Raw genomic sequence first — 19,603 nt, forward strand, 5'->3', positions numbered from 1 at the left:
CGCTGGTCGTCACCCGCCGACCGCGCCCGCCTTCGCCGCACCGCTGACGGCCGAGGCCTGGCGAGGCAGGCGGCACACCCCCGACGTGCGTCCTCGACCCGACCAGGGACCGCGCCGCGGTCACCGCGGCCGTCACCGCCGCGACGGCCGGGCGGTACCGCACTGTGCGGTGTCGTGTCCTCTGCTCGCCGCCGGACGAGTCGGACCACCGCGGCCTGACCGGCGTACCGGCGGGAGCGGTCGCCACCCTGGACGCTCCTCCAGGCCCTCGGCGACGCGGGCGTCGAAGCTACCGCTGTGGTGCCTCACGCAGGGCGCCGCCTGACCCCCGCCGACGACGCCGCCACGGGTCGTTCGCGCAGGCCGCCGTGCACGGCCTCGGCCGGGTCGCCGGTCTGAGCTCGGCAGCGCTGGGGCGGCGTCCTCGACCTGCCGCCCGGCGCCGTGGCCGAACCCCCTCGTCGCCCGGGTGCCCGGCATCCTCGCAGGGCGCACCCGCCGCCGAGACCAACTCGCCCTGCGCGACGACCACGTGTACGGTCGACGCCTTGTGCGGACCGCGTTGCCGGCCGGCGCCAGAGCCGGCCCTGCGCCCGCACGGGACCGTCGTCGTCACCGGGGCCGACAGCCCGATCGGCCAGCGGCTCGCCCGGTGGGCCGCCGACGCCGGAGCCGGCCACCTCGTCCTGGTCGGGGAGGCGGACGAGGAACTCATCGGCGCGCTCCGGGACGGCGGCACCACGGTCACCCGCTGCACGGCCGACGAGGACGCCCTCCGGGCCGCCGTCGAAGCGGCCCCGCACGCCGTCGGCACCGTCCTGCACGCCGCGACCCGCACTCCAGTTCGGGCCGGTCCTGGAGACCGGCCCCGAGGACTTCGCGGCCACCGTGCACGCCAAGACGGGACCGGCCCTGACGCTCGCCCGCGTCCTGGCGGGGACAGCCGGTGGAACAGGAGACTCCACTGCTCGTCCGTGGCCGGGGTCTGGGGCGGCGCGGGCATGGCCGGATACGCGGCGGGCAGCGCCTGCTCTGACGCGTTCGCCGCGCACCGGCGCGCCGCGGGCCACCCGAGCGTCGCCGTGGCCTGGAGCCCTGGGCCCTGCCCGACGCTCCCGACGCCCCCGGTGCCGCCGGTGTCCCCCGAGTTCCCGACGCCCCCGAAGTCCCCGACGCCGCCCGGCCGGTGGCACAGCGCGGACTGCGCGCCCTGAGCCGCCGACCGCGCCCTGGCCGTCCTGGAGTCCGTCCTCGACGCGCGGGCGACGGCCGTCGCCGTGTCCGACGTGGACTGGCCCACCTTCGCCGCGGGCCGGCGCGCGGTCCGGCCGACCGCGCTGTTCGCGGACATCGCCGAGGCGCGCGAGACGCCGGAGCCCGCGGCACCGGTCACCGGCCCCGACAGCGGCCCGGCCGGCGAACTCGCCGCCAAGCTCGCCGCCCTGAGCCCGGCCGAGCGGGAGGACCTGCTGGTCGGTGTGGTCGCCGAGGCCACCGCCGCCGTCCTCGGCCACGACAGCGCCCACGACGTCAACGGCCGCCGGGCGTTCACCGAACTGGGTCCCTGGACTCCTGGGCACCGTGCAACTGCGCAAGCGGCTCGCCGCCGCCACCGGTCTGCGGCTGCCCGCCTCCCTCGTCTTCGACCACCCGACCGTCACCCGCCTCGCCCGCCACCTGCTGTCCCTGCTGGCCACCGGACCCCGCCCGGACGACCCCGCCGGGACGACGACCGGCCCCGCGCCGCTCGCCGCGCAGGAACCGATCGCCGTCGTCGGCATGGGAGCTGCCGCTTCCCGGCGGCATCGCGTCGCCCGACGACCTGTGGCGGGCCGTCGCCGACGGCCGGGACCTCACCGGCGGCCCTGCCCCGGGACCGCGGCTGGGACCTGGCTGCCCTCGTCCACCCCGACCCCGACCACCCCGGCACCAGCTACAGCGACCGCGGCGGATTCCTCACCGACGCGGCCGGCTTCGACGCCGACTTCTTCGGCATCACCGCGCGAGGCCCTCGCGATGGACCCGCAGCAGCGCCTCATGCTCGAAGTCGCCTGGGAGGCCGTGGAGCGCGCGCGGCATCGACCCCGACCAGCTGCGCGGCAGCCGCGTCGGCGTCTTCGTCGGCTCCAACGGACAGTCGTCATGCCGCTCCTGGAGAGCGAGGCCGCCCGCGTCGAGGGCTACCAGGGCCTCGGCAACTCGGGCCAGCGTGCTGTCCGGGCGGCTCGCCTACGTCTTCGGCTGGCAGGGCCCGGCCCTCACCGTCGACACGGCCTGCTCGTCGTCGCTGGTCGGCATCCACCTGGCGATCGGGCCTTGCGCAGCGGCGAGTGCACCATGGCCCTGGCGGGCGGCGTCACCGTCGATCTCCGACCCGTCACGTTCGTGGACTTCAGTAGGCAGCGCGGCCTCGCCGCCGACGGCCGGTGCAAACGCGTTCGCGGCCGAGGGCCGACGGCTCGGCCTCGCCGAAGGCGCCGGCGCGCTGCTCCTCGAACCCCTCTCCAAGGCCCTGGAAGCGGGGCATCCCGTACTCGCCGTGCTGCGCGGCAGCGCCGTCCAGCCAGGACGGCGCGAGCAACGGCCTGGCCGCCCCGAACGGCCCGGCCCAGGAAGCCGTCATCCGGCAGGCGCTCGCCGACGCCCGGCTGTCGGCCGCCGACGTCGACGCGGTCGAGGCGCACGGCACCGGTACCCGGCTCGGCGACCCGATCGAGGCCGGCGCGCTCCAGGCCACGTACGGGGCGGACCGCCAACGGCCCCTGGCGCTCGGCTCGGTCAAGTCCAACATCGGCCACACCCAGGCCGCCGCGGGCGTCGCCGGCGTCATCAAGACGGTCCTCGCCCTGCGGCACGGCGTGCTCCCGCGCAGCCTGCACGCCGAGGAACTCTCCCCCGAGATCGACTGGTCGGCGGGGGGCCGTCGAGGTCCAGCGGGAGAACGCGGACTGGCCGCGGGGCCCCGCGTGCGCCGGGCCGGAGTCTCCTCGTTCGGCGTCAGCGGCACCAACGCCCACGTCCTCGTCGAAGAGGCCCCCGACGCACCCGCACCGGACGCCGCCGGGCCGGACCGGCTGCCCGCCGGCCACGGACTCGCCGCCGACGCCGTGGCGCTCCCGCTGGCCGCCAGGACACCCGCCGCGCTCGCGGCCCAGGCCAGGGAACTGGCCCAACTCCTGCGCACCGCACCGCGGATCCCGCTCGCCGACACGGCCCGTACGCTCGCGGCCGGCCGCGCCCGGTTTCGACGTCAGGGCCGGAGTCGTCGGCGACGACCGGGCAGCGCTGTGCGCCGCCCTGGACGCGCTGGCGGCGGGCGAGGCCGCGGCCGACGTGGTGCCGCCCCCGCACCGCCGCCGACCGCAGGGCCGTGCTGGTCTTCCCCGGCCAGGGCTCGCAGTGGGACGGCATGGCCCGCGACCTGCTCGACCGCTCCGAGGTCTTCGCCGCGTCGATGGAGCAGTGCGCGACGGCACTCGCCCCGTACACCGACTGGGACCTGCTCGCCACGCTGCGCGGTGCGGGCCCCGAGGACGCGTACGAACGGCCCGACGTCGTCCAGCCGTTGCTGTTCGCCGTGATGGTGTCGCTGGCCCGGCTGTGGCAGGCCCACGGCGTCGAACCCGCCGCCGTGGTCGGCCACTCGCAGGGCGAGATGGCCGCGGCCTGCATAGCCGGCGCCCTCACCCTCGACACCGCCGCGAAGGTCGTGGCCCCTGCGCAGCAAGGTGCTGCGCGCACTCGACGGACAGGGCGGCATGGCCTCCGTCACCGGTACACCCGACGAGATCGAGGCCGCCCTCGCACCGTGGGACGGCCGGCTGAGCGTAGCCGCCGTGAACGGGCCGCGCTCCCTCGTCGTCGCCGGAGAGGCCACCGCCCTCGACGCGTTCGTCCGCTCGCCGCGGGCCGAGGGCCTGTCCCCGCGGCGGATCGCCGTCGGCTACGGCTCCCACTCCCCGCAGGTCGAGCGGATCGAGCGGCGGCTCGCCGACGAGACTCCGGCACGATCGAGGCCCGGTCCGCCGCCGTCCCCTTCTTCTCCACCGTCACCGGCGACCTCTTCGACACCGCCGGGCTCGACGCGGCGTACTGGTACCGCAACCTGCGCGGCACGGTCCGGCTCGACGACGCCGTACGGCAGTTGACCGCCCAGGGCTTCGACACGTTCATCGAGGTGAGCCCGCACCCGGTGCTGCTCCCGGCATCCAGGGCACCGCCGACGACCTGGGCCGCGACGACGTCGTCACCCTCGCCTCGCTGCGCCGCGACCGCCCGGGACCCGCGCACCTTCCTGCGCGGCCTGCTGGAGGCCCGCGCCGCCGGCCTGCCCGTCGACCTCACCCCGGCCACGGGCCCCCGCCGGCACGGCGACCGGACTGCCGACCTACCCGTTTCGAGCACACCTCCTACTGGCCGCGCCCCGCCGCGCCCGCGGCGACGCCGCCGCCCTCGGCATGGACCCGGTGGCGCACCCCGTCCTGTCCACGGCCCTGGAGACGCCCGACGGCGGACACGTCCTCACCGGCCGGATCGTGCTCGGCAACCAGCCCTGGCTGGCCGACCACGCCGTCGGCGGCCGCACGCTGCTGCCCGGCAGCGCACTGGTCGACCTGGCCCTCACGGCAGGCCGCCACGCGGGCACCCCCGCCGTCGAGGAACTGGTGCTCTCCGCACCGCTGGAACTCGGCCCGGCCACCGCCGTCCGCGTCACCGTCGGCGCCGCCGACCCGAACGGCACCCGCACCGTGGACGTGCACGCCCGCGACGCAAGCGGCCCCGACACGCCCTGGACCCGGCACGCGACCGGTGTCCTCGGCGAGGACCGCGGCGCCGCCCGAGGCCCCGGCCGCCTGGCCGCCGCCGGACGCCCGCCCCCTCGACGTCGACGCCGCCTACGCCCGCCTGGCCGACCGGGGCTACGCCTACGGCCCCCGCGTTCCGGGCGCTGCGCGCCGCCTGGCAGCGCGGCGACGAGGTGTTCGCCGAGGGCCGAACTCCCCCGCCGCCGCCGGCCCCCGACGGGACCGGTGACGCGGGCTACCCGCTGCACCCCGTCCTCCTCGACGCGGCGGCGCGGACGCTCGGCCTGAGCTCCCTGGCCGACCGGGAAGGGTCGTTCCTGCCGTTCTCCTGGAGCGGCACCACCCTGTACGCGTCAGGGGGCCACGGCCGTCCGCGTGACGGCGGTCCCGGCCGACGGCGCCGCGATGAGCCTGACGGTGACCGACCCCACCGGAGCGCCGGTCGCCCAGGTCGGCGCCGTCACCGTGCGCCCGGCCGGCGGCGCGCCGCGGCACGGCGACGCCGAGGAAGCGGGCGCCGACGACCTCTACCGGCTGTCCTGGCGGCCGCTGCCGCGGACCGACGACGCGGTCGTGCGCTGCGCGACCGTCGGCGGCGGCCTGCCCGGACTCGGCAAGGACCACCCCCGACCTGGCGGCCCTGGCCGCGGCGGTCGCCACCGGCGAACCGGAACCCGACGCCGTCTTCGTGCGCTGCCTCCCGTGGCGGGCCGACGACCCGGCCGGCTCCGTGCGCGAGAGCGTGCTGCACGCGGCGGGACTCGTCCGCGCCTGGCTCGACGCGCCGCAGCGCACCGGCCGCCTGGTGTTCCTCACCCGGCACGCCGTCGCCGCGGGACCCGCCGACACGGACGCTGGACCCCGCCCAGGCCGCCGTGTGGGGCCTGGTCCGCTCCGCCCAGGCGGAGTCGCCGGGCACCTTCGCGCTCGTCGACTGCGCCGCGGACCCGGCGGCCCTCGTCCGGTTCCCCCGCCGTGCTCGACCACCCGCAGGTGGCGCTGCGCGGCGACCTCGCGCTGGTGCCGCGGCTGGCCGCCACCCGGGGCGCGGCGGCCCTGCTGCCGCCCCGGACGCCCGCCCGCCTGGAACCCACCGGATCCTCCCTCGACGCCCTCGCGTTCGCGGCGGCCCCGGACGCCGGACGGCAGCCGGGCCCCGGCGAGTACGGGTCGAGCTCCGCGCCACCGGCGTGAACTCCGCGACGTCCTCATCGCCCTCGGCATGTACCCCGGCGCCGCCGTCATGGGCACCGAGGGCGCCGGAGTCGTCACCGCCACCGGACCCGGCGTCACGGACATCGCCGTGGGCGACCGCGTCATGGGGCCTGTTCCAGGGCGCTTTCGGACCGGTGGCCGTCACCGACCGCCGGCTGGTGGTGCCCGTGCCGCGGGGCTGGAGCAGCACCGAGGCCGCCGCCCCCTGCCCATCGTCTTCACCACCGCCCACTACGCGCTGCACGACCTGGCGGGCCTGCGGCCGGGACAGGCGGTCCCTGGTGCACGCCGCCGCCACCGGCGTCGGCCTCGCCGCGGTCCGCCTGGCCCGCCTCGCCGGAGCGGAGGTCTTCGCCACCGCGAGCCCCGCCAAGCACGACGTCCCTGCGCGGACTCGGCCTCGACGACGACCACATCGCCTCCTCCCGGGAACCCGGGTTCGGCGAGCGGTTCCGGTCCTTCCGGGGCGGCCGCGGCATGGACGTCGTGGTCAACTCGCTGACCGGCGCGCTGCTCGACGAGTCCGCCGGGCTCCTCGCGGACGGCGGGGCGTTCGTCGAGATGGGCAAGACCGACCCGCGCGACCCGGACGAGTTCCCGGCCGCTATCTGCCGTTCGACCTCGCCGACGCGGGCCCCGACCGGCTCCGGCGCCATCCTGACCGGGATCGCGGCCCGCGTCGCCGACGGCAGCATCGGCCGCCTCCCGGTCACGGCGTGGCCGCTGCAGCAGGGCGTCCGCCGCGCTCCAGCACATGAGCACCGGACGGCACACCGGGAAGCTGGTGCTCGTCCAGCCGGCCCCCCTCGACCCCGACGGCACCGTCCTCGTCACCGGCGGCACGGGCACCCTGGCCCGGCTGCTGGCCCGCCACCTCGTGACCGAGCACGGCGTACGCCACCTGCTGCTGCTCGGCCGCCGCGGGCCCGCCGCCCCCGGAGCCGCCCGGTTCGAGGAGGAACTCGCCGCGCTCGGCGCGACCGTGACCACGCTCGCCTGCGACGTCGCCGACCGTGCCGCGCTCGCGGCGGCCATCGACGGCATCCCGGCCGACCACCCGCTGACCGGCGTCGTGCACACCGCGGGCGTCCTCGCGGACGGCCTCGCCGCCGACCTGCGGCCGGACGCGCTGGCCGCGGTCCTCGCGCCGAGGCCGACGCCGCCTGGCACCTGCACGACCTCACCGCACGGCGGGAGCTGAGCTTCTTCGCGCTGTTCGGCTCCGGCGCCTCCGTGCTGGCCGGACCGGGACAGGGCGCGTACGCGGCGGCCAACGCCGCGCTGGACGCGCTGGCCCGCCACCGGCAGGCGCGCGGACTGCCCGCGACGTCCCTCGGCTGGGGCCTGTGGGAGGAGGCCAGCGGTCTGACGGGCGCCCTCGACGAGCGGGACACCCGGCGGATGGCCAGGTCCGGCATGCGGCCCCTGCCGACCGCCCGCGCCCTGGCCCTGTTCGACCTCGCGATCCGGCGCGGCGACCCGGTCCTCTTCCCGCTGCACCTGGACACGTCACGGGAGCAGGAGCCGGACGCGGTGCCCGAGGTGCTGCGCGGGCTGCTGCACGCGCCGCTGCGCCGGGCCGCCGCCGCGCCGACCGGCGCCGGGCTCGCCGCGCGTCTCGCGCCGCTGCCCAGGACCGAGCGGATCGCCGCCTCTCACGGAGGCCGTACGGGCGCAGGCCGCCGCGGTCGCCGGGTACGACACGGCCGAATCGGTGGCGCCGGGGCGGCAGTTCAAGGACCTCGGCTCGACTCGCTGGCCTCGGTCGAGCTGCGCAACCGGCTGGGCACCGCGGTCGGCCTGCGGCTGCCGAGCACCCTCGTCTTCGACCACCCGACGCCCGAGGCGGTGGCCGCGTACGTCGACGGCCGGCTGTTCGCGGACGCGCGCCCGGCGGGGCGGAGACGGACCCGCGCCGCCCGGTCATCGAGCACCCTGAACGCCCTGGAGGCGGCGCTGGACGGCTGGCACGACAGCACTCAGGGACGCGCCGGCCACCGCGGAGACCGCCGGCCAACGCCGGGCGATCGAGGCGCGGTTGACAGCGCCCTGCTCGGCAGGTGGAGCGCTGCGGGCGGCACGGAGACCGGCACGGCCGCCGGTGCCGTCGGCGTCATCGACGAGGCCGACGACGAGGAACTGTTCGAACTTCTCGATCAGCGGTTCGGTGAGGGGAACGAGGGACGATGAGGCAGGGGAGCAGGGAGACCACCGAGGGCAAGCTGCGCCGCTATCTGCGGCGCACCGTCGGGACCTGGAGGCGGTCAGCGCACGGCCGCGTGGGAGACCGAGTACCGGGCCGGTGGGCCGATCGCGGTCGTCGGCATGGGCTGCCGGTTCCCCGGCGGCGTCAACTCCCAGAAGAACTTTGGGAGTTGATCGACGGGGATGGCGACGCCGTGTCGGGCCCGCCCACCGACCGGGGCTGGGACACCGACTCCGCCGACCGGCGCACCGGCGGGTTCCTGCACGACGCGGCCGGCTTCGACGCGGACTTCTTCGGCATCTCGCCGCGCGAGGCCCTCGCCATGGACCCGCAGCAGCGGCTGCTCCTGGAGGTCGCCTGGGAGGCACTGGAACGCGCGGGCCTCGACCCGCGTCGCTGGCCGGCACCGCCACCGGCGTCTTCGCCGGGTCGGCGCCATCGACTACGGGCCGCGCCCCGACGAGGCGTCGCCCGGCGTCCTCGGCTACCTGGGCGCGGGCACCGCGATCCAGCGTGGCCTCCGGCCGAGGTGGCGTGCGCACTGGGCCTCGAAAGGTCCCGCGCTGACCGTGGACACGGCCTGCTCCTCGTCCCTCACCGCGACCCATCTGGCCATGCAGGCGCTGCGCCGCGGAGAGTGCGACCGCGCTCGCGGGCGGCGTCACCGTCATGAGCACCCCTGGCGCGTTCACCGAGTTCAGCAGCCAGGGGCGAACTCGCCGCGGACGGCCGTGTCAAAGCCCTTCGCCGAGGCCGCCGACGGCTTCGCGCTCGCCGAGGGCGCCGGCCTCTCTCTCGTCCTGCTAACGGCTGTCCACGGCCCGGCAGGAGGGCCGCCGCGTCCTGGCTGTGCTGCGCGGCTCCGCCGTCAACCAGGACGGCGCCGGCAGCGGTCTCACCGCCCCCAACGGACCCGCCCAGCAACGGGTGATCCGGCAGGCCCTCGACGACGCCCGGCTCGGCCCCGGCGACGTCGACTACGTCGAGGCGCACGGCACCGGAATCCACCCTCGGCGACCCCATCGAGGCGCACGCCCTGCTGGACACCTACGGCGCGGAACGGCCCGCCGAGCGGCCGCTGTGGCTCGGCTCCGTGAAGTCCAACATCGGGCACACCCAGGCGGCCGCCGGTGTCGCGGGGCCTGATCAAGACGGTGCTCGCCCTCCGGCACGGCCGGCTGCCCCGCCTCCTCACCTCGACGCGCCCTCGTCGCGCATCGACTGGGAGACCGGCGCCGTCGTCCCGCTCGGCGAGAGCACGCCGTGGCCGCCCGGCAGCCGCACGCGCCGCGCGGGCGTCTCCTCGTTCGGCATCAGCGGCACCAACGCGCACGTCCTCGTCGAGGAGGCGCCGGACGCCGCCGCGGACGACCCGTCCGAAGTGGGCCGGGACCCCCGGACACCCGACGTCCGAAGCAGGGCCGGGACCCCGGACACCCGACGTCCGAAGCGGGCCAGGACCCCGAACGCCCCACGCCGGGACCGTACCCGCTGCTCCTGTCCGGCAGGACCGACGGCGCCCTGCGCGACCAGGCCGCCCGGCTCGCCGCCCCACCTGGAGCGGCCCGGCGCCGCACCCCTGCCGGACACGGCCCGCACCCTCGCCACCCGGCGCACCGTGTTCGCCCACCGCGCCGCCGTCGCCGTCGCCGTCACCGATCCCGCGGACGTCCAGGCCGCCGTGGCCGCCCTGCGGGCCGTCGCCGCGCAGGAACCGCACGCACGGGCCGTCACCGGCACCGGCCCGGCCAGGCCCGGCCGCAAGGTCGCGATGGTCTTCCCCGGACAGGGCTCCCAGTGGGCCGGCATGGCCGCCGAACTCCTCGCGTCGGATCCGGAGTTCGCCCGCTCCCTGCGCGCCTGCGAGCAGGCCCTCGCCCCGCACGTCGACTGGTCGCTGACCGAGGTGATCGCCGACGGCCTGCCCCTGGAGCGGGTGGGACGTCGTGCAGCCCGCGCTGTTCGCGGTGATGGTGTCGCTGGCCGCGCTCTGGCGCTCGTACGGCGTCGAACCGGCCGCGGTGATCGGTCACTCCCAGGGCGAGATCGCGGCCGCCTGCGTCGCCGGCGCCCCTCTCCCTGGAGGACGCCGCGACGGTCGTCGCCGTCCGCGCCAAGGCGCTGCGCTCGCTCGCGGGCACCGGCGGCATGGTCTCCCTGGCCCGCACCGAGGGAGCAGGCCGAGGCGCTGCTCGCCCCCTACGCCGGCGCCCTGTCGGTGGCCTCCGTCAACGGCCCCGGGTCGGTCGTGGTGGCCGGTCCCCCGCGCGGAACTCGACGCGCTCCTGGCGGCCTGCGCGGCCGACGGCGTCCGCGCCAAGAACATCCCCGGTCGACTACGCCTCCCACTCGCCCATGGTCGAGCCGCTGCGCGAGGAACTGACGGCCGCCCTGTCCGGCGTCGTGGCCAGGACCGCATCCGTGCCGCTGTACTCGACGACCACCGGCGCACCGATCGACACCGCCCTGATGGGCGCCGACTACTGGTTCCGGAACCTGCGCGAGCAGGTCCGCTTCGAGACCGGTACGCGACGGCTGGCCGAGGCCGGTTTCGACGCCTTCGTCGAGGTGAGCCCGCAGCCCGTCCTCACCCCCCGGCATCGAGGCGACCGTGGACGCGGTCGGCGCCGACGCCGTGGTCCTGGCCACCCTGCGCCGGGACGCGGGCGGCCCCCGACCGGTTCCTGGCCGCACTCGCCGAGGCCCATGTGCACGGCGTACGCGTCGACTGGCGGCCCGCGCTGCCGGCCGCCGGAGCCGTGGCCGACCTGCCCACCTACCCCTTCCAGCACCGCCTGTTCTGGCACGCGGCACCCGTCCGCAGGACCGGGGCGGCCGACGCAGGGCGCCGCTACCGTGTGGAGTGGCGGGACGCCGCCTGAAACAACCCCGCTCACCGGCCCCCGTCCTCCTCGTGACGGGATCCCAAGTCCCGGACGCCTGGGGCGTACATGGCCAGCACGGCCCTCGAACGCGCCGGCGCGACGGTCACGACCGTCGACGTGGGCGACGGCCGGGGACCGCACCGCCACCGCGACCGCCCTGCGCGCGGCCACGGAAGCGGCGGAGCACGAGCCGACGGCAGTGCTGTCCCTGCTGTCCCTGCTCGCTCCGGACGCCACCGCGGGGAGGGGCCCGTCGACCCGGCGCAGCTGCCTGCGCTGCGGACCCTGACCCTCGCCCAGGCGCTGGGTGACGCGGGCGCCGACGTACCCCCCTGTGGGTGCTGACGAGCGGCGCCGTGACCGTGACGGAGACCGACGGCGAGCTCGACCCGGCGCAGACCGCCGTGTGGGGCCTCGGCCGGGTCATCGGGCTCGAACACCCCACGCGCTGGGGCGGGTTGATCGACCTGCCCGGACCCGACGACGACCTCGGCGCCCGGCTGACTGCGGTGCTCGCCGGACCGCGCGACGAGGACCAGGTGGCGCTCGGGCGACCGGGGCGAGGGTTCCCGCCTCGTGCCCGCCCCGGCCGACACTCCCTCCGTTGACTCCGGCTGGTCGCCGCACGGCACCGTCCTGGTGACCGGCGGCACCGGCGGCATCGGCGCCCACGTCGCCCGCCGCCTGGCCCGCACGGGCGCCACCCACCTCATTCTCACCAGTCGCGGCGGACCCGACGCGCCCGGCACCGCCGAACTGGCCGCGGACATCCGCGAGTCGGGCTGCGGGTGACCCTCGCCGCCTGCGACGTCACCGACCGGGACGCGCTCGCCGCACTGCTCGCCGCCGAACGGGCCGCTGGCCGGAGCGTCGACGCCGTCTTCCACACGGCGGGCGTCCCCAGTCCACGTCTCGACGACATCACCGAGGCGGAGTTCGCGCACGTCACCGCCGCCAAGACCACCGGCACGGCGCACCTCGACGAACTCTGCACGGACGCGGAGGCGTTCGTCCTGTTCTCGTCGAACGCCGGCGTGTGGGGGGCGCGGCCAGGGCCGGTGCCTACGCGGCCGCCAACGCCTTCCTCGACGGCTTCGCACAGCGGCGTGCGCACCGCGGACTGCCCGCCGTGTCCGTGGCCTGGGGTCTGTGGGCCGGTCCCGGCATGGCCGGTGACGCGGGCCAGGACTTCCCTGCGCAGCCAGGGCGTCCGGCCGATGCCGCCCGAGCAGGCCCTCGCCGAGCTGGACACGTGCCTCGACCGCGGCGAGACCTGCGTCTCCGTCGCCGACCTCGACCGGCCCGCGTTCCTCGACCTGATGGGCGCTGCCCGGCACCGGCCGCTGTTCGACGAGCTGGCGCCCGCCCGGCCCCCGGCCGGGCAGGACGGCGGCCCGAGGCGGAAAGCTCCGGAGGGCAGTTCGCGGCTGCGCGAGAAGCTGCTGCCGCTGTCGGCGAAGGAGCGCAGGGACCACCTGCTGCGCCTGGTCAGGGCCGAGGCCGCCGCCGTGCTCGGACACCCCGACGCCCGGGCCGTCGAACCGGACCGGGCCTTCCGGGGACGCCGGGTTCGACTCGATGACCGCCGTGCAGCTGCGCGAACCGGCTCACCGCGGCGACCGGCCTGCGCGAAGCGTCCACCCTCGTCTTCGACCGGCCCAACGCCACCGCGCTCGCCGACTACCTCCTCGACCGCCTGTTCACCCCCGAACACGGCACGGACACCGAAGCAGGACGCGGGCACGGCACCCGCGGCCGGTCCCGCACGGAGTGCGGAGAGCGCCGACGACCCGGTGGTGATCGTGGGGATGGGCTGCCGGTTCCCCGGCGGCATCAACTCCCCTTCCGACCTCTGGGAGTTCATCTCCGCAGGCCGCGACGCCGTCTCGGAACTGCCCGACGACCGGGGCTGGGACCTCGACCGCCTGAGCGACACCGCCGCCGACGGCACGGCGCGGGACCCCGCTACGGGTCGCTTCCTCGACGCGGCGGGGGACTTCGACCCGGCGTTCTTCGGGATCTCGCCGCGCGAGGCCCTCGCCATGGACCCGCAGCGGCGCCAGATCCTCGAAGTCACCTGGGAGGCGATGGAGAACGCCGGCATCGACCCGCGCGCGCTGCGCGGCAGCGCCACCGGCGTCTTCCTCGGCGCCGCCTACCAGGGGTACGGCCACGGGGTCGAGCTCCCCGGAGCAGCGAGGGCTATCTGCTGCACCGGCGGCTCACCCGCCGTCACGTCGAGCCGCGTCGCGTACGTGCTGGGGCTTGAGGGTCCGGCGCTGACGGTGGACACGGCGTGCTCGTCGTCGCTGGTGGCGTTGCATCTGGCGGCGCGTTCGCTGCGGGACGGCGAGTCGTCCCTGGCGGTGGCCGGTGGTGTGTCGGTGATGGCGGGCCCGGAGGTCTTCACCGAGTTCGCCACGCAGGGCGCGCTCGCCGCCGACGGCCGCTGCAAGGCCTACTCCGAGCAGGCGGACGGCTTCGGCTTCGCCGAGGGCGTGGGTCTGGTGGTGCTGGAGCGGTTGTCGGACGCCCGGCGTCACGGGCACCGGGTACTGGCGGTGCTGCGCGGGAGTGCGGTGAGACCAGGACGGGGCGAGCAACGGCCTGTCCGCGCCGAGCGGAGTGGCGCAGCAGCGGGTGATCCGCGGGGCGTTGGCGGCCGCTGGCGCTGGCACGGCTGATGTGGACGTGGTGGAGGGACACGGGACGGGCACGGTGCTGGGCGACCCGATCGAGGCCCAGGCACTGGTGGCGACCTACGGGCGGGGGCCGGGACCGTGAACGGCCGTTGTGGTTGGGGTCGTTGAAGTCGAGCACATCGGGCATGCGCAGGCGGCTGCGAGGTGTGGCCGGTGTGATCAAAGATGGGTGTTGGCGTTGGGGCGTGGTGTGGTGCCGGCGTCGTTGCATGCGCAGGTGCGTCGTCGCATGTGGACTGGTCGTCGGGTGGGGTGGAGGTGCTGCAGGGAGGCGCGGGACTGGCCACAGGTGGCAGGTCGGTTGCGGCGGGCAGGGGTGTCGTCGCGTTCAGGGTGAGCGGTACGAACGCGCATGTGATCGTGGGAGAGCCGCCTTCGACGCCGGTCGGCTCGGATGTGGCTTCTGTGGGGGTGTTGGAGGCGGCTGGTGTGGTGCCGCTGGTGCTGTCCGCCCGTACAGGAGACCGCCCTCGCCGCACAAGCCGACCGCATGGCGACCGGTACTGGCAGGATCGGACGCGCTGGAGTCGGCCGCTCCCTCGCCATCGGCCGCACCCACCGAACGGCGCGCCGTCGCCCTCGCCGCTGACCACAGGACGGCCCAGGACCTCCTGCGACGCCTCCGGGAAGGACTCCCGGCCCCCCGACCTCCTCACCGGTATCGGTGGTGGTGGCGGTCGGCGTGTGGTGTGGGTGTTCCCAGGGCCAGGGATCGCAGTGGGAAGGGATGGGGCGCGAGGCTGCTCAGAGTGCCGGTGTTCGCGGAGGCGTTGGCGGAGTGCTGATGCGGCGCTGGCGGAAGTGACCGGGTTCTCCGTTGTTGATGTGATCCGTGGGGGTGGAGGGTGCGCCTTCGCTGGAGCAGGTCGAGGTCGTGCAGCCGGTGCTGTTCGCGGTGATGGTGTCTCGCTGGCGCCGGTTGTGGCGGGCGTGCGGTGTCGAGCCGGATGCCGTGGTCGGACACTCCCAAGGCGAGATCGCGGCTGCCTGCGTGGCAGGCGCGCTGTCGTTGGAGGACGCGGCGCGGGTGGTGGCGCTGCGCCCGCGCCCTTGCCGAACTCGCCGGGGACGGCGCCATGACCTCCCGTCTCGCTGCCGAGGACCGGGCACGGGAACTGATCGCCGACTGGCCTGGCCGCATCGACGTCGCCGCGGTCAACTCCCCGGCCTCGGTCGTCGTGGCTCAGTGACCCCGAGGCGCTGACCGCGTTCGAGAGCGCTGCGCCGCCGACGGCGTCCGAGCCCGGCGCATCCCCGTCGACTACGCCTCCCACTCGCCCCACATGGAACGGGTGCGCGAGCGCGTCCTCACCGACCTGGCCGACGTAGGCCGCGCGGCCGTCCACGGCGCCACCGCTGTGCACTCCACGCTGCGCGGCGAACGCTGCGACACCGGCGCCATGGACGCGCGCTGTGCACCGGTACGACAGCACTCCGCAACCGGGTCCGCTTCGACGAGGCGGTGACGCCGCACTCACCGACGGCTGCGACACGTTCGTCGAGTCGGCCCGCACCCTGCTACACCAGCGGTGTCCAGGAGACCGCCGAACGGTCGGGACCGAGGCACTGGTCCTCGGCACCCCTCCACCGGGACACCGGTGAGACGGCACCCTCGTCCGCGAGGCTCCGGCCACGCGCGCTGCAGCTGGCGTACCCAAAGTCGACTGGTCCGCCGTCGCCACGGCAGGGCGCCGGTCGCTGCCGACTAACCCGTTTCGAGCACCGGCGTTGCTGGCTGGCGCCCGAGATGCCGGCGCGTGGCCGAGCTAGCGCGCCGCGTCCGAAGTGGCGCTTCGCCCGGCCGCGGCGCCCTCTCCCGGCGCCGCTACCTGGTCGTCGGATCCGGCACCGACCCGCGCCGGGGAGGCGGTGACCGACGCGCCGTCGAGCAGGCCCGGCGGCACGGTGCTGCACCTCACGACCGATCCGCGGACGGCCGCAGACCGGACCGAACTCGCCCGGAGGCTGAGGAGTTGGTGGAGCAGGCACAGGACGTCACAGCGGTGATCTCCCCTGTCGGCCCTGGACCCGGACCAGCCCTCCGGGATCTCCGCCGCCGGGGCCACCGGGACCTCCGGGGACCACCGGAACCACCGGACCTTCCAGCGGTACCGGTCCCCACCGGCCCGACGACCTGCGCGCCGTCACCGCCGTCCTCACCCTCCACCAGGCCCTCGGCGACGCGGGCGTCGACGCGCCCACGTGGCTCGTCGTTCGGCGCGTGGCCGTCGAGGAGACGGAACCGGCCGATCCCGCGCAGGCCATGGTGTGGGCACCGGGCCGGGTGATGGGGCTGGGGCGGCCGGCCGCACAAGGGCGGCCTCCGTCGACCTGCCGGAGCAGCTCACCGGACCCGTCCTGCCGCGCCCTCACCGACTTTGCCTCGCGGGCGCCGGGCGACGAAGGACGCCAGATCGCTGCGCGACACCGGCTGCCACGTCCGGCGGCTCGCGTCGGGGCCCCGCCGCGCCGGCGCGACCCGTGGCGCGGCACCGCCCTGTTACAGTGACAGGCGGCACCGGCGCCCTCGGCGGCCACGTCAGCCCGGCACCTCGCCCGCACCGGGACCACGGAAAGCACCTCGCTGTCCTGGTCGGCAGGTCGAGGCGGACAGGCACCCCGGCACGCGGAACTGGCGGCCAGGCAGGCCGCCCTCGGCGCGGGTGACGCCTTCGCGGCCTGCGACGTCACCGACCGCGCCGGACTGACGGACCCTGGTCGCGTCACTGGCGCGGCAGGGCGAGGCGGATCCGCTGCGGTGATGCACCTGGCCGGAGCGACGACCGGGCCGTGGCCGACCTCGACCCGGCCGAGCTGGCGCGCGTGACCCGGGCGAAGACCGTCGGCGCCCGGCTCCTCGACGAGCTCTGCGCCGGACGCCGAGACGTTCGTGCTCTTCTCCTCCAACACGCGGGCCGTCTGGGGCAGCGAAGCCGGCTCGGCGCCTACGCCGCGGGCAGCGCACCTCGACGCGCCCAGCGGCGCGGGGCCCGCACGGCCTGGCCCGCGACCAGCATCGCCTGGGAGGCCTGGGCGGACGGCGGCATGGCCGACGCCGACCTGCCGAGGACTGATCAGGCGCGGACTGCGCCCGATGGCCCCCGACAAGGCGCTGCGCGCCCTCCAGCGAGGCCCTGGACCAGCTAGGACAGTCTGCGTCGTCCGTCGCGGACGTCGGCTGGAGACTTTCAGTTCGCCGTCGGCTTCACCGCCGCACGCCCGCGCTCGTCGAGGACCTGCCCGACACCGACCGGCCAGGCTTCCCGCCGCACGCTCGAGGCACGACCGGGGGACCGAGCCCCACCTGGCGCGAACGCTCCGCCGGGCTGCCCGCTGACGAAGGCAGACGACCCTCACCGCCTGGATCCCGCGCCGAGGTGGCGGCGGTGCTCAGAACGCCCGGACGGACGCGGTGACACCTGGCCCGCTGCCCTTCCTGAGCTGGGCTTCGACTCCCCTGACCGCGGTGGGCCTGCGCAGCCGGCTCCAGGAGGCCACCGGCCTCGCCCTGCCCACCGCCCTGGTGTTCGGCCACCCTCTCGCGTCGCCGGCGTCGCCGCCCACCCTGCGGCCCCTGCTCATCAGTCGGCGCGCGCCGCCCACGCGCGCCGCCACCGGCCCGGCGGCATGCTGCACCCTCTACGAACGGTCCGTGCGGGACGGACGCTTCGACTCCTACCTGGACCTGCTCGGCGACCTCGCCGGTCACCGGGACCGGTTCGAGGGCGGAGGGGACTGTTTCGACCCGCTCGGCCTGGTGGACCTGGCGGCGGGACCGGGCGAACTCCGGCTGATCTGCTGCGCCGGTACGGCCCCGTGGCGGGACCGCACGAGTTCCGCCGGATCGCCGCCGCCCTCAAGGACCGGCTGCCGGTGTCCGCGCTGCCGCAGCCCGGCTACGAGCCGGGCGAGCAGCTGCCCGCGCGTCGCTGGCGGCGGTCTCGGCGCACTGGAGCCGACGCCGTCACTCAAGTCGACGGACGGCCCGTTCGTCGTCAGCCACTCCGCAGGCGCCCTGGTGGCGTACGCTGGCCGCCGAACTCACCGACCGCGGCCGCCCGCCGCGGGCGTCACGTCCCTCATCGGCGTGCTACCCGCCCGGACAGCAGCAGGCGGTCACCGGCTGGCTCACCGAACGGCCACCACCATGTTCGGCCGCGAAGGGTGCAGGTCGACGACACCCGGCTCACCGCCTGGGCGCCTACCACCGCTTCACCCGTACTGGCAGCCGCGCGACCTCGCCGTGCCCACGCTGCTCGTCCCGCGCCACCAGGCATCGGCGCCTGGCGGGAGCCAGTCGTGGCGATCCCACCTGGCCGTTCCCGCACGGCAGCACATGGACGTGCTTGAGCAACCACTTCTCGATGGTGCAGGAGCACGCCGCGGCCGTCGCCGACCGCATCCACACATGGACAGAACCTGGCATGACGAACGACCACCGACCGCAGCCGGCTCGGTGCAGCCGGCTCCAGATGACCCGCGGCTGCAGTACTGGAGCCCGGCGTGAACGGCGACCCGTACGCGATGCTCCTGCCGGGCAGGACGACACTCCGGGCCGCTGGTACGGTAGATCCGCGCGGCGACGCCCGGCTCTTCCACAGCCGCACCGGCGCCCTGGTCGTGACCCGGTGCGGCGCCGCCGCCCAGGTCCCTGCAGGGCGCAGGCTTCGCAGTCCGCGGGCGAGGCGGCGGCGGACTGGGCGCGGCCTGCTCGGCATCCGCGACCGCGGGACCGCCGCCCCGCCCCGGCCGGCGAACTGGCCGCGCGCTGCAGCGGAGTCGCTGCGGCCGCGCGGGCACCCGCTTCGACCTGGTGCGGAGGACGTCGCGGCCCAGTCGCGATGCGCGAAGGCGGCCGCGCGCCTGGGCCGCACCGGCGACGACGCGCCACGTCGCCGCCTCTCCGGTCGGCAGCCACGGCCCCGACGCCCAGCTGACCCGCAGACACTGGCCGGGGACCGAGCACGCATTAGCCGCCCTCGACTCGTTGCGCCGACTGGCGCCGACGGCGTCCTGGCGGCGACCGGCTGCAGATAACGCCAACCACATGATGCTGCCGTGCTCGCCACCCCTGCACACCGGCCTCGCCGACCGCCTCGCCGCCGACCCCGAGCTGGCCCGAGACCGCATCGTCGCCGAGACGCTGCACGCACACCCCACCCACCGAAGTCCGGCGCACGCCACCGTCGGGCAGACGGTCACGGCGGACAGCGTCGTGGCAAGGTGAGTGTGGTCGCCGTCGCGGCGGCCAACCGCGACGGACGTGTTCACCGCCCGACCGGTTCGGCGTGGACCGCGCGGACCCGCGCCCGCCCTCGTCTCGGGCCTCAACCGCACGACGGACTCGACGAGTTCGCCGCCCGGCACGCCGCCGCGGCCTGCGCGTCCTCGCCGGGAAGCTGCCCGGCACCACGCTCACCGGCCCCGTGGTGCACCGCCGCCGTTCGCCCATACTGCGAGGCATCAACCGATGCCCGGTCGAATCAGAGACTTCCGTGCGCATCGTGTTCTCCCGCCGCGGCGGCGAACCCACCTACCCGCTCAGCCCGGCCACCACTCACTGACTACCAGCCCACCGCCCACGAGTCACATCGTCAGCTCGCCCAGGCCAGCCGAATCCACCACCACCGCCAGTGCGACGGCGGTGCCGTCGACCGGGACGTCGACGCGATTAGGGCGCGACCGCGGTCGTGAAGACGCGATCAAAGTGCGTGCGGTCGCGGACTCTTGGAGCGACGCGGCTGGCGGGCAGCGGGCTGGGACCGCGCGCGGGCGTGCGGACCATACGTT

At 76.1% G+C, this 19,603-nt stretch carries 13 protein-coding genes and 12 pseudogenes; all 25 read left to right on the top strand.

Annotated features, from left to right (window positions below):
- Positions 1 to 548: 548 nt before the first annotated feature.
- Positions 549 to 1,214 (top strand): KR domain-containing protein, encoded by a 666-nt coding sequence (locus RBJ77_RS57210; protein ID WP_372352211.1) that lies wholly within the window; start codon positions 549 to 551, stop codon positions 1,212 to 1,214.
- A gap of 264 nt (positions 1,215 to 1,478) precedes the next feature.
- Positions 1,479 to 2,382 (top strand): annotated as a pseudogene (locus RBJ77_RS57215) (beta-ketoacyl synthase N-terminal-like domain-containing protein); the annotation flags it as partial.
- Positions 2,383 to 2,426: 44 nt separating this feature from the next.
- A pseudogene (locus RBJ77_RS57220) lies at positions 2,427 to 3,188 on the top strand (hypothetical protein); the annotation flags it as partial.
- A 221-nt stretch (positions 3,189 to 3,409) separates the two neighbouring features.
- Positions 3,410 to 3,655: pseudogene (locus RBJ77_RS57225) on the top strand (acyltransferase domain-containing protein); the annotation flags it as partial.
- A 103-nt stretch (positions 3,656 to 3,758) separates the two neighbouring features.
- Positions 3,759 to 4,159: pseudogene (locus tag RBJ77_RS57230) on the top strand (acyltransferase domain-containing protein); the annotation flags it as partial.
- A gap of 298 nt (positions 4,160 to 4,457) precedes the next feature.
- Entirely contained in the window at positions 4,458 to 5,093 is a 636-nt protein-coding gene (locus tag RBJ77_RS57235; protein ID WP_372352212.1) for a hypothetical protein, read from the top strand.
- Positions 5,094 to 5,780: 687 nt separating this feature from the next.
- The gene (locus RBJ77_RS57240; protein ID WP_372352213.1) at positions 5,781 to 5,999 is read left to right on the top strand and encodes a hypothetical protein; all 219 of its coding nucleotides are present in this window, start codon (positions 5,781 to 5,783) and stop codon (positions 5,997 to 5,999) included.
- Positions 6,000 to 6,048: 49 nt separating this feature from the next.
- Positions 6,049 to 6,522 carry a hypothetical protein gene (locus tag RBJ77_RS57245; protein ID WP_372352222.1) on the top strand — a complete coding sequence of 158 codons (474 nt, stop codon included), beginning with the start codon at positions 6,049 to 6,051 and terminating at the stop codon, positions 6,520 to 6,522.
- Between the two features lie 252 nt (positions 6,523 to 6,774).
- Positions 6,775 to 7,316, top strand: a pseudogene (locus tag RBJ77_RS57250) (SDR family NAD(P)-dependent oxidoreductase); the annotation flags it as partial.
- A 120-nt stretch (positions 7,317 to 7,436) separates the two neighbouring features.
- On the top strand, positions 7,437 to 8,210 hold the full coding sequence (locus RBJ77_RS57255) for a phosphopantetheine-binding protein (protein ID WP_372352223.1): 774 nt from the start codon (positions 7,437 to 7,439) through the stop codon (positions 8,208 to 8,210).
- Positions 8,207 to 8,566 (top strand): annotated as a pseudogene (locus RBJ77_RS57260) (beta-ketoacyl synthase N-terminal-like domain-containing protein); the annotation flags it as partial. The gene RBJ77_RS57255 and the pseudogene RBJ77_RS57260, both read left to right, overlap by 4 nt.
- 229 nt (positions 8,567 to 8,795) lie before the next feature.
- Positions 8,796 to 8,966, top strand: a pseudogene (locus tag RBJ77_RS57265) (beta-ketoacyl synthase N-terminal-like domain-containing protein); the annotation flags it as partial.
- Between the two features lie 109 nt (positions 8,967 to 9,075).
- Positions 9,076 to 9,372, top strand: coding sequence for a hypothetical protein (locus tag RBJ77_RS57270; RefSeq protein WP_372352214.1), 297 nt, complete (start codon positions 9,076 to 9,078; stop codon positions 9,370 to 9,372).
- Positions 9,266 to 10,084: pseudogene (locus RBJ77_RS57275) on the top strand (ketoacyl-synthetase C-terminal extension domain-containing protein); the annotation flags it as partial. The gene RBJ77_RS57270 and the pseudogene RBJ77_RS57275, both read left to right, overlap by 107 nt.
- Before the next feature lie 263 nt (positions 10,085 to 10,347).
- A pseudogene (locus RBJ77_RS57280) lies at positions 10,348 to 10,764 on the top strand (acyltransferase domain-containing protein); the annotation flags it as partial.
- Positions 10,765 to 10,934: 170 nt separating this feature from the next.
- On the top strand, positions 10,935 to 11,108 hold the full coding sequence (locus tag RBJ77_RS57285) for a hypothetical protein (protein ID WP_372352227.1): 174 nt from the start codon (positions 10,935 to 10,937) through the stop codon (positions 11,106 to 11,108).
- A 341-nt stretch (positions 11,109 to 11,449) separates the two neighbouring features.
- Entirely contained in the window at positions 11,450 to 11,719 is a 270-nt protein-coding gene (locus RBJ77_RS57290; protein WP_372352215.1) for a hypothetical protein, read from the top strand.
- A gap of 31 nt (positions 11,720 to 11,750) precedes the next feature.
- Positions 11,751 to 11,903, top strand: a complete 153-nt coding sequence (locus RBJ77_RS57295; RefSeq protein ID WP_372352216.1) for a KR domain-containing protein — start codon at positions 11,751 to 11,753, stop codon at positions 11,901 to 11,903.
- Positions 11,894 to 12,091 (top strand): annotated as a pseudogene (locus tag RBJ77_RS57300) (KR domain-containing protein); the annotation flags it as partial. The gene RBJ77_RS57295 and the pseudogene RBJ77_RS57300, both read left to right, overlap by 10 nt.
- 56 nt (positions 12,092 to 12,147) lie before the next feature.
- Positions 12,148 to 12,213, top strand: a pseudogene (locus tag RBJ77_RS57305) (hypothetical protein); the annotation flags it as partial.
- A 217-nt stretch (positions 12,214 to 12,430) separates the two neighbouring features.
- Positions 12,431 to 13,795: a type I polyketide synthase gene (locus RBJ77_RS57310; RefSeq protein ID WP_372352224.1), complete on the top strand. Its 1,365-nt coding sequence runs from the start codon at positions 12,431 to 12,433 to the stop codon at positions 13,793 to 13,795.
- Positions 13,752 to 13,895, top strand: coding sequence for a hypothetical protein (locus RBJ77_RS57315; protein WP_372352217.1), 144 nt, complete (start codon positions 13,752 to 13,754; stop codon positions 13,893 to 13,895). The genes RBJ77_RS57310 and RBJ77_RS57315 overlap by 44 nt, the downstream gene beginning before the upstream one ends.
- Positions 13,896 to 14,651: 756 nt before the next feature.
- Positions 14,652 to 14,867 (top strand): annotated as a pseudogene (locus RBJ77_RS57320) (acyltransferase domain-containing protein); the annotation flags it as partial.
- A 1,694-nt stretch (positions 14,868 to 16,561) separates the two neighbouring features.
- Positions 16,562 to 16,960, top strand: a complete 399-nt coding sequence (locus RBJ77_RS57325) for a KR domain-containing protein (RefSeq protein WP_372352225.1) — start codon at positions 16,562 to 16,564, stop codon at positions 16,958 to 16,960.
- A 1,900-nt stretch (positions 16,961 to 18,860) separates the two neighbouring features.
- Positions 18,861 to 19,040, top strand: coding sequence for a hypothetical protein (locus tag RBJ77_RS57330; RefSeq protein ID WP_372352218.1), 180 nt, complete (start codon positions 18,861 to 18,863; stop codon positions 19,038 to 19,040).
- Positions 19,041 to 19,603 lie beyond the last annotated feature (563 nt).

The sequence above is a fragment of the Streptomyces sp. KL116D genome, from assembly GCF_030766975.1.
Taxonomy (GTDB): domain Bacteria; phylum Actinomycetota; class Actinomycetes; order Streptomycetales; family Streptomycetaceae; genus Streptomyces; species Streptomyces longispororuber_A.

What these genes read in the sequence shown, in the direction of transcription:
- RBJ77_RS57235 (WP_372352212.1), top strand. Translation starts at nt 4,458, where the DNA reads ATGGACCCGGTGGCGCACCCCGTCCTGTCCACGGCCCTGGAGACGCCC.
- RBJ77_RS57245 (WP_372352222.1), top strand. Translation starts at nt 6,049, where the DNA reads ATGGGCACCGAGGGCGCCGGAGTCGTCACCGCCACCGGACCCGGCGTC.
- RBJ77_RS57310 (WP_372352224.1), top strand. Translation starts at nt 12,431, where the DNA reads ATGGGCGCTGCCCGGCACCGGCCGCTGTTCGACGAGCTGGCGCCCGCC.
- RBJ77_RS57255 (WP_372352223.1), top strand. Translation starts at nt 7,437, where the DNA reads ATGCGGCCCCTGCCGACCGCCCGCGCCCTGGCCCTGTTCGACCTCGCG.
- RBJ77_RS57330 (WP_372352218.1), top strand. Translation starts at nt 18,861, where the DNA reads ATGATGCTGCCGTGCTCGCCACCCCTGCACACCGGCCTCGCCGACCGC.